At 63.7% G+C, this 256-nt stretch carries 1 protein-coding gene; it reads left to right on the plus strand.

Going from position 1 to position 256, the window contains the following annotated elements; genetic code table 11:
* Nucleotides 1–40 precede the first annotated feature (40 nt).
* A partial coding sequence (locus G5A07_RS21480; RefSeq protein ID WP_223107805.1) for a DJ-1/PfpI family protein occupies nt 41–256 on the plus strand: 216 nt, incomplete at its 3' end.

Genomic DNA, 256 nt, shown 5'->3' on the forward strand with positions numbered 1-256 from the left:
TCCCCGGTATGACCGGGCCCTGCCCGAAGGAGTGCGCGTGATGGCTGCGAAGAAGATCCTGATGCTGGTCGGCGACTATGCCGAAGACTACGAAACCATGGTCCCGTTCCAGGCCCTGCAGATGGTGGGCCACCAGGTGCATGCGGTGTGTCCGGACAAGCGGGCCGGGCAAAGCGTGCGCACCGCCATCCACGATTTCGAAGGCGACCAGACCTACAGCGAGAAGCCGGGCCACAACTTCACCCTCAATGCCGAC

This window comes from Stenotrophomonas sp. AS012628 (assembly GCF_010608305.1).
Classification (GTDB): Bacteria; Pseudomonadota; Gammaproteobacteria; order Xanthomonadales; family Xanthomonadaceae; genus Stenotrophomonas; species Stenotrophomonas geniculata.